Source organism: Larkinella soli, assembly GCF_003703975.1.
Taxonomy (GTDB): Bacteria; Bacteroidota; Bacteroidia; order Cytophagales; family Spirosomataceae; genus Larkinella; species Larkinella soli.
The window spans coordinates 135,991-150,262 of record NZ_QTJY01000014.1; the positions used below are offsets into that span (position 1 = coordinate 135,991).

Genomic DNA, 14,272 nt, shown 5'->3' on the forward strand with positions numbered 1-14,272 from the left:
CGATTTGTTTCAGTGAAAGAACAACCATTCGACGGCTTTCGGAAATTCGAGCGACCAGCGGGCCTCGTTGTGTTCACCCTGGGCGTCGACCTCCAGTTTGATTTCCGGCCGCACCCGTTCCGGCCCCCGCTGCCACAACGACTCCTGAAGCCGTTTCAGGTTTGGAACCAGATACGCCGACTCCATCTTACCGCCGTACAGATAAAGCCGCGTCGGGCCGGGCACGAAATACCGGGCGGCCTCGGCATACACGCGGTGGGCGGCCCAGTAGGAAGGCGAAAAAACCATCAACCGGCCGAAAACCTCCGGATACCAGAAGCCGGCATAGGTCGTAATCAGCCCGCCCATGGAACTGCCGCCCAGGCCGGTCTGTTCGCGGCCGGTGAGCGTCCGATACCCGGCGTCGATGTGCGGCTTCAGCGTCTGGACGATAAAGTCGACGTAAGGTCGCCCCAGCCCGTCGAACTGGCGGGTTTTATAGGGTGAATATTCGGCGATGCGCGCTTCCTCTCCGTGGTCGATCGCGACGATGATCACCGCATGATGGCCCCGGTGCGCCAGAATGGCCAGTTTCTGGTCGATGTCCCAGTTCCCGAAAGGCGACCCTTCCCCGAACAGGTTCTGGGCGTCGTGCAGGTAGAGTACGGGATAGCGTTTATCGGAAGCCTCGTAATCATAGGGCAGCAACACCTGCACCCGGCGGGTCGTTTTCAGCTGCGGTAGGGCAAAGGCTTCATCGACCATCTCGATTTTCGGCAGCAGCTCCGGGTTGAAGGGCCGGCCGAACCAGCGCCAGTGCGGAACGAGGTCCTGCCGGGTCCCGGCTTGCCGGGGAAGCTCCCGGTTGGGGGTCCGTTCACCCGCCGGCCCGAGTTCGACCGAATCCCAGCTGCCCCGGGTATATTTATAAACCGGGGGTTCACCGGCGGCCAAAAGTTCGGCCGGAAATTGCAGAAAATATCGTCCCGGCCCTTTCTTTTGCATCCGGAAATCGCCGTGGTCGGGAATCCAGTCACAAAAATTTCCGGAAACGAAAACCGGGCGGTCGTCATCCGCCAGGGTGGTTAGTTCCAGATGAAGTGCGTTCATGGTGTGGACAATCCTGTCTCTTTTTAGTCCTGCTTTTTAGGATAACTTCCTTGAATTCCTTCTGTTTTATTGTAAATTTGTCAATCAATAAATAGTATGCTTGCATACCAAATGCCATCAGAAAGAAGCATCGGGGGAAGTATCCTGAAAACAAAAAACCCCGCCGGCAGGCAGGGTTTTGAGGTGGTGATGGACGGAATCGAACCGCCGACACAAGGATTTTCAGTCCTTTGCTCTACCAACTGAGCTACATCACCGGAGTAATTTCCGTTTTGTGGGTGCAAAGGTAGCGGTTGTTTCTATTAAAGCAAACGATATGGTTTTTTTTGAACAGATTTTATTTGTCCTGGCGCTGGCTGCGGCCGGCTGGTTTCTGACCCGGCGCATCGGTCTGATCCGGCGGGCCATTCTGCTGGGTCGGCCGGAAGACCGCAGCGATCATCCCGGCGAGCGGCTCAACATCATGCTGCGGGTGGCTTTCGGGCAGAAGAAGATGATGACCAAACCGCTCGTGGGCCTCATGCACTTCGTCATCTACCTCGGGTTCATCATCATCAACATCGAGGTACTGGAAATTATCCTGGACGGTATCTTCGGTACGCACCGGCTTTTTGCGCCCTATCTGGGCGGGGTGTATCCGTTCATCATCAACACCTTCGAGATTCTGGCCCTGGGTGTTCTGCTGGTGTGCGTGGGTTTCCTGGCGCGTCGGTACGTGGCGAAGGTCGCCCGGTTTCAGCCGGAGCGGCACCGGGAGATGGGCCGCTGGCCCCGCACCGACGCCACGCTGATCCTGGTCTTCGAGATTCTGCTTATGACCGCCTTCCTGACCTGGAACGCTTCCGACAGCCTGCTTCGGGAACGGGGCTTCGGTCATTACGGGGAGCTGCGCGGAACGGTCGGGAGCTTTGTCGTCAGCCGGTTCATCGAGCCGCTGCTGAGCGGCCTGGGCGATCCGGGGCTGGTGGCCGTAGAGCGGTTTACATGGTGGTTCCACATCCTGGGCATTCTGGGCTTTGCCGTCTACCTGACGTATTCCAAGCACCTGCATATCGGGCTGGCTTTTCCGAACACGTACTATTCGGATCTGCGGCCGAAGGGACAGATCAAAAACATGCCGGAAATCACGAAGGAGGTGCAGCTGGCGCTGGGCATCCCCGGCGCGGACCCGACCGAACCTCCGGCAGAACCGGGGCGGTTTGGAGCAAAGGACGTACGGGACCTGAGCTGGAAAAACCTGATGGATGCCTACAGCTGCACGGAATGCGGGCGCTGTACGGCGGCCTGTCCGGCCAACCTGACGGGAAAGAAGCTTTCTCCGCGCAAAATCATGATGGATACCCGCGACCGGCTGGAAGACCTCCAGCGCGGCTGGCAGAAGACCGGCCCGGATTTCGACGACGGCAAAAGCCTGCTGGGGGATTACATTACGGCCGAGGAGATCAACGCCTGCACGACCTGCCAGGCCTGCGTGCAGGAATGTCCGGTCAACATCAACCCGCTGGACATTATCCAGCAGCTGCGTCGGTATCGGATCATGGAAGAGGCTCAGGCGCCGGGCTCCTGGAATGCCATGTTCAGCAACATCGAAAACAACATGGCACCCTGGAAATTCTCGCCCAGCGACCGATTCAACTGGGCAGATCAGCTGAAACAATAATATCCGGTATTTCGAGTTATGTTCTCAGCCTGCCGTTTACTGAAAAACTGCCATCCCGGGAAGGTCTGCTGATGTCAATCGACTAACTTGTAGACCAATTTTCGCCTTGTCGGCTATTTCGTGGTTCTATGTCGATTCTTCTATTGAATTTTGCGGTTCTCGCCCTCAAAACGGAGATTGCACTCGCAGCCTCCCTGGTGACGATTATGGTGATGCGTTACCGTAAACTGATCAATCGGCTGCCCTCCCATCGACAGGCTCCCGTTTTACTGGGTTTTTTTCTAACGTTCCGCATTCTGCCCTTTATCGGCGTATATATCCTTCTGGGTGAGCAGCCCCGTTCCGACGTACCGGTTTTCTACGAAGCGGCCCTCCATGCCCTGCACGGCGACCTGGTTTACGCGGACTTCTGGACGCCCTACAGCCCGCTGTTTCCTTACGTGACCGCCCTGCCGCTGGTTTTCTGGAACAACGCGAAGGCCATCGTGCTCCTGATGATCCTGGTCGAAGGACTGACCATCGGACTGACCTGGCGGGCCTATCGAAGCGAAGTCCCGGACATTTTTCTGCGGATGCTGCTGTACCTGACCCTCTGCGGCCCGATAGTGCTGTGCGTCATCGGCGGGCAGGAAGATATCTGGATGTGGCTGTTCGTGGTCTTGACGGCGCTTGTCTGGCAAAAGACCCGCGACAGTCTCTGGATCGGGGTGGTGATGGCCCTCGGGCTGATTTTCACCAAGGCGCTGCTCGTGCTGTTTGCGGTGCCCCTGCTGCTGCTGGTCGACAAGCCGGTCCGGTATGTGGCCGGTCTGGCGCTGACGGGCCTTCCGGCGCTGGTGATCCTGCTGCTGCTCGTCGGAACGCGGTTCATGACGCCGATGTCGATTGCGGAGCTGCCCTTTGCGCCGAACCTCTGGACGGTGCTGAGCCCGCTCATCGGCGATTTCCGGCCGTATTCAAAGCCGCTGATCTGGGGAGGGGTGGCGCTGACGGTAGGTGTCACCTGCCTGGCCGCCCTGGCCCTGAAACACCGGGCCACGTTCCCGAAGGCCCTGCCGATCCTCTGGACGCTGTGCTTCTGTTTCATGATGTTCATTCATAAAAACTCGTTCAGCAATTACGCCTTCATCTTTCTGATGCCGATGCTGGTGAGCGTCATCAACCTGAAATCGTTCAGACAGATACTGGCCCTGCTGATTTTCAACGCGCTGGTGGTGGTACAGCCCACCTTCTGGTGGGGACTCGGCACCCCCTTCTATACCGACTGGAGCGCCCTCGGCGCGTTTAATTATCTTGTAGAATACGCAATGGAACTGATCATTATCGGCTGCCTGCTCTATTTCCTGACCCACCTGTACCGGGGCATCTGGCAGGGACAGCGCAGGCCGTCGGGCAACACGGTCAGATTTCCGATGATTCCCTGATGTACCATGACCGCAGATACCACCTATAAAGTGCCGACGATGGCCGAAATGGCCGCCAACGGCGAAGAACCGGAAGTACTGTTCTGGGTCGGCTGCGCCGGCTCGTTCGACGACCGGTATAAAAAAGTGACCGTCGCATTCGTGAAAATCCTGAACCAGGTCGGCGTCAAATTTGCCGTCCTCGGCACCGAGGAGTCCTGCACGGGCGATCCGGCCCGGCGGGCCGGCAACGAGTTTCTGTTTCAGATGCAGGCAGTGGGTAACATCCAGGTGTTGAACGGCTACGGCGTCAAAAAAATCGTGACGGCCTGCCCGCACTGTTTCAACACGCTGAAAAACGAATACCCGGAGCTGGGCGGTCAGTATGAAGTTATCCATCACTCCCAGTTTCTCCAGCAGCTGATCGACGCCGGAAAAATCACGCTGAAAGGCGGGGGTACCTTCAAAGGCCGCCGGATCACGTTCCACGATTCCTGCTACCTGGGCCGGGCCAACAAGGTGTACGAGGCTCCCCGCGAAGTGCTTCAGACCCTGGATGCCGACCTGGTCGAGATGAAACGCTGCCGGACCAAAGGGCTTTGCTGCGGGGCAGGCGGGGCGCAGTATTTCAAGGAACCCGAACCCGGCCGGAAAGACATCAACGTCGAGCGGACGGAAGAAGCCCTGGCGACCGGTGCCGACACCATCGCCGTGGCCTGCCCCTTCTGCATGACCATGATGACCGACGGCGTCAAGAACAAAGACCGGGAAGATTCGGTCAAAGTCTACGATCTGGCGGAACTCGTCGCCCAGGCGTACAGTTTGTAGAGTTAATGAGTGAGGGAGTTTGGGAGTTGAGGAGTTGGCTTTGCAAAGCAGCGCAGTGACTCCTCAACTCCCAAACCCCTCCACTCTTAAACACGATTAACAATGTGGACGTCATTCGATAAACTTCCCGATACGGCCCGGACCTGGGTTTACCAGTCCAGCCGACCGCTGACCGAGGCCGAAGTTGCGGCCATCGAGAAAGATATTCAGCCGGCCGTTGACAACTGGGCCGCTCACGGAACGCCCCTGCTGGGCTCGGTCCAACTGCGGAACAACCGGTTCCTGATCATTGCGGTCGATGAAGGGCATCACCTGCCGAGCGGCTGCTCCATCGACGCATCGGTGCGCTGGGTCCGGGAGATCGGTCTGGCGCTCAACACCGACTTCTTCGATCGTTCGGTGGCGTTTCTTTCCCAGGACGGTGTGGCCCATACCCTGCCGCTGCCGCAGGTGAAAGCTGCCGTGGCCGACGGCCAGATCACTCCGGAAACCACCATATTCAACAATCTGGTCGCTACGAAAGCCGAACTGGAAAACAACTGGCAGGTAAAAGCCGGAGACTCCTGGCTGAAGCGGTATTTCAACCGCGCGACGGTTTAACGGCTTTTTTCATGGCTGAAACGCTCATTCTGCCCCAAACCACGGAACGGCAGGAAATTTACGATAGCCTTTTGCCTCAGTTGCAGGCGCTTACCGAGGGCGAACCGGACCTGACGGCGAACCTGGCCAACATCGCGGCCGCACTGAAAGAAGCGTTCGGGTTCTTCTGGGTCGGTTTTTATCTGAAGAAGGGGAATCAGCTCGTGCTTGGCCCGTTTCAGGGACCGATTGCCTGCACCCGCATTCATTTCGACAAAGGGGTCTGCGGAGCGTCCTACTCCCGGAAAGAGACCATTCTGGTACCCGACGTCGAGCAGTTCCCCGGCCATATCGCCTGTAGCTCGTCATCGAAGTCGGAGGTGGTCGTGCCGGTGTTCGATCCGGCCGGCGAAGTGGCGATGGTGCTGGATGTCGACAGCGACCGGCTGGACGATTTCAGCGAAGTCGATGCCCGTAGCCTGGAGCAGATAGCCGCCCTGATCACTACCCTTCTCTGACGGCCCGCAGGACTTCCCGTTTGCGGGCCGGACCGGGGTGCTTCTCCACGGAAAAACCGGCCGCCTTCAGGTTGCGCTGCACATATCCTTTGGAACAGTAGGTGGTCAGGATACCGCCCGGGTTCATCCATCCGGCTACTTTTTGAAAAATTTCTTCCGTCCACAGTTCCGGCTGGGCTTCCGGAGCAAAGGCATCGTAATACACCAGATTGAACCGCTCCCCGGTTTGAAAGTCCTGAAGAAAACCGCCCTGTTTGAGCAGGGAAAAACCGGGCGCCGGCTCGACGCGCCGGTTCCAGGGCGCTGCGTGCAGCGGCTTCAGATACGGACTGCCTAACAACTCCCCGAAATTCAGCCGGCCGGCTTCCTCCTCCGGTAAAGGATAGGCTTCAACAGCCGTATACCGAACCGGTTTTCCGGCTTTTTCAGCCTCGGACAGCGTCAGCAGGGCGTTCAGGCCGGTTCCGAACCCCATCTCGAAAACCCGGACTTCACCGAACCGCTCCAGGGCCGGATACAGCCCCAGCTCGATAAAAACCCGCTGCGATTCCTGCAAAGCGCCGAAGATGGAATGATAATGCTGATCCACCGCGGCATTGTAGACCGAAGTGGAGCCGTCGGCGGTCAGCACGATCCGGTTTCCGGTTTTATTTTCAGGGTTCGTCATTGTATATTCGCGGGCTAAAAATCTCCAGGGTCTCAAAGTAAAATTCAATGATTCAACGTGTTCAAACGATATTTCTGTTCCTGATCGCCGTGTGCATGGGTGTTGTGCTGGGCTTTCCGATCTGGAGCAAAACCGGGGCGGGCGCTGCCGAAACCGCCGAACTGACCGCTTTCCGACTGACGCACACCAAAGGGGTTACCTCCTTCATTACGCCGGCTTATTACATCGGTATTCTGGCCGTAGTGGTAGCGGGGCTTTCTCTTTTCATAATTTTCAAATACCGCAACCGGCTGCTGCAGATGGGGCTTTGCGCGGTCAATGCCATTCTTCTGACGATCGCCATGGGTTCAGTGCTGTACCTGACGCTGTATAAGGGGAAAGATCTGTTCAATCCGGGTGACCAGGGCACGTTTACGACCGGTTTTTACGGACTGGTGGGCGCCTTGATCTTCAATATGCTGGCTAACCGGTTCATACGGCGGGACGAAAAACTGGTTCAGGAGTCGAAACGCTTCCGCTGATTTTCCATCCGATTCACACCAATCCCTCTTTCAGCAGGTCGTGCAGGTGAATGAAGCCTTTGACCTGCCCGTCCGCCGTGACGATCAACTGGGTAATGCTCCGGTCCTGCATGAGTTTCAGCGCATGGGTGGCGTATTCGTCCGGGTCGATGCACAGCGGTGAGGGAGTCATGATGTCCCGGGCGTGCAGGCCTTCCAGATGCAGCGTCCCGAACCGGTTGAGCATCCGGCGGAGGTCGCCGTCGGTAACGATGCCGGCCAGCTTTCCAGCTTCATCGACAACGGCCGTCGCGCCCAGACGTTTCGAGGTCATCTCCAGAATTACCTGGTGGATGCCGGCGTCGAGCGGAACGGCAGGCACTTCGTGTTGAGGGTAAATATCACTAACTTTCAGGTACAATTTTTTTCCCAGGGAGCCGCCGGGGTGATACCGGGCAAAATCCTGACTGGTAAACCCTCTGGCTTCCAGCAGACTGACGGCCAGAGCATCGCCGATTGCCAGGGCGACGGTAGTGCTGGTGGTCGGGGCCAGATTCAGCGGATCGGCCTCCCGTTCGGCATAGGCGTTCAGGACGAAGTCGGCGTGTAAGCCGAGGTAGGAGTCTGTCTGGGAAACCAGCGCGATCAGCCGGACGCCGGTGCGCTTCAGGAGCGGAACCAGCACCTTGATCTCCGGGGTGTTACCGCTCTTGGAAATGCAGATCACTACGTCGTCGGACTGAATCATGCCGAGGTCCCCGTGGATGGCGTCGGCGGCATGCATGAACAGGGCCGGGGTTCCGGTCGAGTTGAGGGTAGCCACGATTTTTTGTCCGATTATCGCACTTTTTCCGATTCCGGTAACCACAACCCGGCCCGAACTTTGCAGGATGGTCTCTACGATGAATTCAAATTGTTCATCGATCCGTTCAACTGCCCGCTGAATGGCCTCGGCTTCGGCCAGCAGGACGTTCCGGGCCGTCGACTGAATATTTTTTTTTACTAATTTCAACGTTGCTTTTGTCAATCGGTTTTTAACTAATTTTATAAAGGCAAAGATACAGCCAAAAACGTGTAGTAACCTTCCGCAGTTTGAGATGACGACGCAGCAGATAGACCAATCGGTACAGGGAACTCTTAAAGAGAAACTTAGAGAAATATTCGGCTATAGCCAATTCCGGGGAGACCAGGAAGCCATCATTCACAGCATCCTGGCGAATCGTAACACGTTTGTGATTATGCCCACCGGTGCCGGGAAGTCGTTATGCTATCAGCTGCCGGCCATCGCCCTCGAAGGAACGGCCATTGTCATCTCTCCCCTGATCGCCCTGATGAAAAACCAGGTCGACCAGATGAATGCGTTCGGCATCAATGCGCAGTTTCTGAATTCCACACTGAGCAAGGCCGAAATGAACAAGGTGAAAAAAGACACCCTGAACGGTACGCTCAAGCTGCTTTATATCGCCCCGGAATCCCTGACGAAAGAAGAGAACCTCGATTTTCTGAAGAGGGCCAACATCTCCTTCGTCGCCATCGACGAAGCGCACTGTATTTCGGAATGGGGGCATGACTTCCGGCCGGAATACCGGAAAATCCGCGGCATCATCGACAATATCGGGAATCTCCCGGTGATCGCCCTGACGGCCACCGCCACGCCCAAAGTACAGCAGGATATTCAGAAAAACCTGCAAATGGAGGACGCCGATATTTTCAAGACGTCGTTCAACCGCAAAAACCTCTACTACGAAATCCGGCCCAAAACCGACGCGCGCAAGCAGCTGATCCGGTATGTAAAAAACAACAAGGGGAAGTCCGGCATCATCTACTGTCTCAGCCGGAAAACCGTCGAGGAAATTGCCGAACTGCTGAACGTCAACGACATCAAGGCGCTCCCCTACCACGCCGGGCTGGATTCGCAGACCCGTATGAACAACCAGGACGCCTTCCTGAACGAGGAGGTCGACGTGGTGGTGGCGACGATCGCTTTCGGGATGGGCATCGACAAACCGGACGTCCGGTTTGTGATTCACTACGACGCGCCCAAATCGCTGGAAGGATACTACCAGGAAACCGGCCGGGCCGGCCGCGACGGGCTGGAAGGCAACTGCATCATGTTCTACAGCTACGATGACATCGTCAAGCTGGAGAAGTTCAATAAGGACAAGTCGGTTACCGAGCGCGACAACGCCCGGCATCTGCTCATGGAGATGGTGTCGTATTCTACGCTGGGCGTGTGCCGTCGTCGGCAGCTACTGAGTTATTTCGGTGAGTATCAGGAAAAGGACTGCGGCTTTTGTGACAACTGCCTCAAACCGACCGACCGGCATAAGGCTCAGGATGAAGTCGTGCTGGCGCTCCAGACGGTTCTGCAGACGGACCAGCGCTTCGACGCGGCCCACCTGGCCGACGTGCTGACGGCGACGGAGAATCAGTACATCACCAGCTACGAACACCACAAACTCGACGTGTACGGCAAAGGCCGCGAGTTCAACGAAAACGTCGACTACTGGTGTTCCCTGATCCGGCAGATCAGCATTTACGGTTATCTGGAAAAGGACGTCGATAATTACGGTGTGCTGAAACTCACCCAGAAAGGGCTCAACTACATCGAGGATCCGTATCCCGTAACCTTATCGAAGGATCATAACTACGAGATCGACGAGGAAAAGGCGGAAGACGAAGACAAGGAAACCACGCCCTCGTCCGGAAATGCCTACGACGAAGCGCTGCTGGGCCTGCTGAAGGCCCTCCGGAAGAAAGTCGCCAAGGAAAAGGGCCTGCCGCCGTATGTCATCTTCCAGGACCCCTCCATCGAAGAGATGGCGACCACCTACCCGACGACCCGGGAGGAAATGGCCCAGATCAACGGCGTCGGGATGGGCAAGGTCGCCAAGTTCGGGAAGCCGTTCATCGACCTGATCACCAAGTATGTCGAGGAAAACGACATCGAGACGGCCAAGGACGTCGTCGTAAAATCGACCGTCAACAAGTCGAAAGTTAAAATTTTTATCATTCAGCAAATCGACCGCAAAGTCGATCTGGAGGAAATCGCCGAGTCGAAAGACATGACGATGGAAGACCTGATCGAGGAAATCGAGCATATCTGTTACTCCGGCACCCGCCTGAATCTGGATTATTACATCAACCAGGTGATGGATCGCGACCGGCAGGAGGAAATCTACGACTACTTCATGAACGCCGAAACCGACAACATCGGCGTGGCCATGCGCGAATTCGCAGGAGATGAGTTTTCAGAAGAAGAGTTGCGGTTGATGCGCATTAAATTTTTATCCGAAGTAGCTAATTAATTCCGAACTGCGATTGCACTGATTAAATGGAATCGGCAGAAAGCCGTCTTTATATACCATTGCCCTTCAGGTGATCAGTAAAATCAAGGTTCAATGCATTTATGAATATACTTATACTTGGTTCGGGAGGACGGGAACACGCCTTTGCGTGGAAAATGGTGCAAAGCCCTCTGTGCGACACGTTATTTGTAGCACCGGGAAACGCCGGAACAGCCCAGATCGCCACTAATTTACCGATTGCCGTCAATGACGCGGAGGCCATCGCCAAAGCGATTCAGGAACACCACATCGATCTGCTGGTCGTCGGGCCGGAAGAACCACTGGTCAAAGGTCTGGTAAATACCCTGCGGCAAAAGAAGAAACTGGCGAACCTGAAGATCGTCGGCCCGGACCAACAGGGCGCCCAGCTGGAAGGAAGCAAGGACTTCTCCAAACAATTCATGCAGCGCTACGGCATTCCGACGGCCACGTCCCGGACGTTTACGGCCGAGACCCTGCAGGAAGGCCTGGCGTATGTGGACGCCCACTCGCTGCCCATCGTGCTGAAAGCCGACGGGCTGGCGGCCGGCAAAGGGGTGGTCATCGCCGAGACGCTCGACGAAGCCCGCACCGTGCTGACCGATATGCTCACCGGCGGCCGCTTCGGCGAAGCCGGCAGCAAGGTGGTCGTCGAACAGTTTCTACGGGGCATCGAACTGTCGGTTTTCGTGCTGACGGACGGGCAGAATTACAAGATCCTGCCCGAAGCCAAGGACTATAAGCGCATCGGCGAAGGAGACACCGGCCCGAATACCGGCGGAATGGGGGCCGTGTCGCCCGTGAAATTTGCCACGCCCAAGTTCCTGCAGAAAGTGGAGGAAAAAGTCGTCAAACCGACGCTGGCCGGACTTCAGAAGGAAGGGATTCGTTATCAGGGCTTTATATTTATCGGGCTCATGAACGTGAAAGACGAACCCTGCGTTATCGAATACAATGCGCGGATGGGCGACCCCGAAACGGAAGTGGTCCTGCCGCGGATTCAGAACGACCTGGTCGAACTGATGGTGGCTACCGCCGATGGAGAACTGGATAGGATTCAGCTTCAGGTATCCCCGCAGACGGCCGTTACGACAGTCGTGGTTTCAGGCGGTTATCCGGACGCTTACGAGAAAGGGAAGGCTATTTCCGACCTCGAAACGCTGGAAGACGTGACGGCTTTTCACGCCGGAACGACGCCGGGGAGCAACGGCCATGTGCTGACCAGCGGGGGCCGCGTTCTGGCCCTGACGGCGGTCGCCAATTCGCTGGAGAATGCCGTGATGAAGTCGCAGAAAGCGGCCCGCACCGTGCAGTTCGACGGCAAATATTACCGGAAAGACATCGGGCTCGACCTGATCCGGTTCCCTGACTGAGTTCGGGAAGCCGGGAGATGATGGGTTGGGTAGTGAAGGAGTTGGGGCGTTTTGGAGTTGGGGAGTTGCGGGTTTGTTATCCCGAGGAACGAGGGATCTTGTGTTTCGGCACTCATTCTGACCGGTCATTGAGCCGTAAGATTCCTCCTGCGTCGGAATGACAAACCGTCGGGCCGGCAAGAAACCGGATCGACCAACTCCCAAACCCAAAACCCCTAAACACCAAAACACCCCAACTCCTCAATCCCCAAACCCCCGAACTCCTAAACATATAACGGAGTTATGGCATGTAAATCCTGTACGACCGGCGGGTGCGGAACGCGTAATGCGAACGGAACCGTGGCCGGCTGCAAAAACAACGGCGCCTGCGGCACCGGGGGGTGTAATAAAATGAACGTTTTCGACTGGCTGAGTAACATGGAGACCCCCTCCATTCACCGGTTCGACGCGATAGAAGTAAAGTTCAAGGGAGGCCGGAAGGAGTATTTCCGCAACCCGCACCAGGCCGACCTGACCACGGGCGATTATGTGGTCTGTGAAATGCCGACCGGGTATCACATCGGCGCCGTTTCGCTCCAGGGCGAACTGGTCCGTCTGCAGATGCTGAAGAAAAACATTCAGCTCTCCGACGACCTGAAGGTCATTCATCGGGTGGCCTCGCCGAAGGATATGGAGAAACACGAGCAGGCCATTGCCCGCGACCTGCCGACGATGTACCGGACCCGCGAGATCATTAAAGATCTGAAACTTAACATGAAACTCTCGGATGTGGAGTTTCAGTCGGATAACACGAAAGCCACTTTTTATTACTCGTCCGAAGAAAGGGTCGACTTTCGGGAGCTGATCAAGATTCTGGCGGCCGAGTTCAAAATTCGGGTAGAGATGCGGCAGATCAGCCTGCGGCAGGAAGCCGGACGCCTGGGCGGCATCGGCTCCTGCGGCCGCGAACTCTGCTGCTCCACCTGGCTGACCGATTTTAAAAACATCACGACCTCGGCGGCCCGGTATCAGAACCTCTCCCTGAACCCCAGCAAGCTGTCCGGACAATGCGGACGTCTGAAGTGCTGTCTGAACTACGAGCTGGAAACCTATATGGACGCCCTGCGGGACATCCCACAGGTGGAGAAACCGCTGGAAACCCAGAAAGGCCGGGCATCGCTTCAGAAAACGGATATTTTCCGGCGGATCATGTGGTTCGGCTACAGCACCGAAAGCACCTGGTATCCGCTTCCGGTAGAACGGGTCGCGGAGATTCTGGAACTGAACCAGAAAGGCATCATTCCCGAATCCTTCGATATTCTGGAACCGGTATCCGAGAAAAAGGAAGCCGTCAAAGGCACTACTTCTCTCAACAGTGACCTCGAAAAGCTGGATAAGAAATTCAGTATTCGGAGCGATAAGAAGAAAAAACGCAAGAAGAAGAAACCGGCCGCCGGCGGAGGTGAGACGCCTTCCTCTTCCAATGGCCGCCCGGAAAACGGGAAAGCCTGATTCTGACTCGGGATATAAAGCCGCAGACGGCCACGGGGCGGTTTGCGGCTTTATCCTTTTTCCGACTTCTCCTGGACCAGAAAGTCTTTCAGACACCCTTTGATCGCCACGATCAGGTCGTAGTCGGTGCTGGTCAGTACGAACGGCTCGGGCAATTGGCAGAACTTCAGGAAGGCGGCCAGGCGCTCACCTTTGAGGTCGGTAATCCGGGAGATCCAGACGGGATCGAGACGGTTCCGGTATTGCTGCTTCCGCCCCTCGGCTTTCTGCAGCTCCTGAAGCTTCCGTTCCATTTTGGCCTGACGGCTGAAAGCGTCATAAAGGGCTGAAACCGGTCCTTTCAAAGAAATTTTTGGGGCCAGCGAAACCGGGTCGGCCCCGATCCGGCCGGCATTGCCCAGCATAATCACCGGCTCTACCGGCATCCGGATGTCGATCACCGGCTTGTCGGGAAGGTTCAGCTTCATAAACTCCTGCTTGAATTTGCTCTCCGTCCAGCCCTTGATGACCACCTCATTCAGCGTCTTTACGTCCTGAACCAGCCGGACGATCAGCTCCTGATCCTCAGCCGGGACTACCAGTCGTTCGGTTTTATAGCCGATGCAGGAAATCAGCAGCGTGTCGTTCGGCAGGGCCGTAATCCGGAACCGGCCGGTTTCAGTGCTGAGGGTGGCCCGGCCCAGCGTGGTGTTCTGAATAGTCGCCGACGCGACCGGCAGCTGCGAAACCCGGTCGGTGACCAAACCGTTTCGGATCGTCTGAGCCCGTCCCGGAACGACCAGGCCGACTCCCATCAGCAGGAAAAGTAAGGCGTTTTTCATACACAGCGGAACAGGGC

At 56.7% G+C, this 14,272-nt stretch carries 13 protein-coding genes and 1 tRNA gene; 9 read left to right on the plus strand and 5 right to left on the minus strand.

What is annotated here, in order from left to right:
• Positions 1-9: 9 nt before the first annotated feature.
• Positions 10-1,089, minus strand: a complete 1,080-nt coding sequence (locus DX909_RS22240) for an alpha/beta hydrolase (protein ID WP_128547430.1) — start codon at positions 1,087-1,089, stop codon at positions 10-12.
• Positions 1,090-1,273: 184 nt separating this feature from the next.
• Positions 1,274-1,346, minus strand: a tRNA-Phe gene (locus tag DX909_RS22245).
• A gap of 59 nt (positions 1,347-1,405) precedes the next feature.
• Here DX909_RS22245 and DX909_RS22250 point away from each other — a divergent pair.
• The 5 genes from DX909_RS22250 to msrC all read left to right on the plus strand — a co-directional run bounded on the left by DX909_RS22250 (position 1,406) and on the right by msrC (position 6,077).
• Positions 1,406-2,749, plus strand: coding sequence for a 4Fe-4S dicluster domain-containing protein (locus DX909_RS22250; RefSeq protein WP_128547431.1), 1,344 nt, complete (start codon positions 1,406-1,408; stop codon positions 2,747-2,749).
• A gap of 128 nt (positions 2,750-2,877) precedes the next feature.
• Entirely contained in the window at positions 2,878-4,173 is a 1,296-nt protein-coding gene (locus DX909_RS22255) for a hypothetical protein (protein WP_128547432.1), read from the plus strand.
• Positions 4,174-4,179: 6 nt separating this feature from the next.
• Positions 4,180-4,980 (plus strand): (Fe-S)-binding protein, encoded by an 801-nt coding sequence (locus tag DX909_RS22260; RefSeq protein WP_128547433.1) that lies wholly within the window; start codon positions 4,180-4,182, stop codon positions 4,978-4,980.
• Between the two features lie 102 nt (positions 4,981-5,082).
• A complete protein-coding gene (locus DX909_RS22265; protein ID WP_128547434.1) occupies positions 5,083-5,580 on the plus strand; it encodes a hypothetical protein in 498 nt (165 codons plus the stop codon).
• Positions 5,581-5,591: 11 nt separating this feature from the next.
• Positions 5,592-6,077: a free L-methionine (R)-S-oxide reductase MsrC gene (msrC, locus tag DX909_RS22270; protein WP_128547435.1), complete on the plus strand. Its 486-nt coding sequence runs from the start codon at positions 5,592-5,594 to the stop codon at positions 6,075-6,077.
• On the opposite strand, the gene mnmC2 is transcribed toward msrC, so the two are convergent.
• A complete protein-coding gene (mnmC2, locus tag DX909_RS22275) occupies positions 6,064-6,744 on the minus strand; it encodes a tRNA (5-methylaminomethyl-2-thiouridine)(34)-methyltransferase MnmC2 (RefSeq protein WP_128547436.1) in 681 nt (226 codons plus the stop codon). The genes msrC and mnmC2 overlap by 14 nt on opposite strands.
• Positions 6,745-6,791: 47 nt before the next feature.
• Here mnmC2 and DX909_RS22280 point away from each other — a divergent pair, with 47 nt between their 5' ends.
• The gene (locus DX909_RS22280) at positions 6,792-7,265 is read left to right on the plus strand and encodes a DUF4293 domain-containing protein (RefSeq protein ID WP_128547437.1); all 474 of its coding nucleotides are present in this window, start codon (positions 6,792-6,794) and stop codon (positions 7,263-7,265) included.
• Positions 7,266-7,278: 13 nt separating this feature from the next.
• Here the strand turns inward: DX909_RS22280 and DX909_RS22285 are convergent, their stop codons facing one another.
• On the minus strand, positions 7,279-8,256 hold the full coding sequence (locus DX909_RS22285) for a KpsF/GutQ family sugar-phosphate isomerase (protein ID WP_128547438.1): 978 nt from the start codon (positions 8,254-8,256) through the stop codon (positions 7,279-7,281).
• A gap of 85 nt (positions 8,257-8,341) precedes the next feature.
• Here DX909_RS22285 and recQ point away from each other — a divergent pair, with 85 nt between their 5' ends.
• From recQ to DX909_RS22300, 3 genes are all read left to right on the plus strand, one after another.
• Positions 8,342-10,552, plus strand: a complete 2,211-nt coding sequence (gene recQ, locus DX909_RS22290) for a DNA helicase RecQ (RefSeq protein WP_128547439.1) — start codon at positions 8,342-8,344, stop codon at positions 10,550-10,552.
• Between the two features lie 101 nt (positions 10,553-10,653).
• Positions 10,654-11,943: a phosphoribosylamine--glycine ligase gene (gene purD / locus DX909_RS22295; RefSeq protein ID WP_128547440.1), complete on the plus strand. Its 1,290-nt coding sequence runs from the start codon at positions 10,654-10,656 to the stop codon at positions 11,941-11,943.
• Positions 11,944-12,225: 282 nt separating this feature from the next.
• Entirely contained in the window at positions 12,226-13,434 is a 1,209-nt protein-coding gene (locus DX909_RS22300; protein WP_128547441.1) for a PSP1 domain-containing protein, read from the plus strand.
• Between the two features lie 50 nt (positions 13,435-13,484).
• Here DX909_RS22300 and DX909_RS22305 read toward each other — a convergent pair whose 3' ends face one another.
• Positions 13,485-14,255, minus strand: a complete 771-nt coding sequence (locus DX909_RS22305; protein WP_128547442.1) for a carboxypeptidase-like regulatory domain-containing protein — start codon at positions 14,253-14,255, stop codon at positions 13,485-13,487.
• Positions 14,256-14,272: the final 17 nt, after the last annotated feature.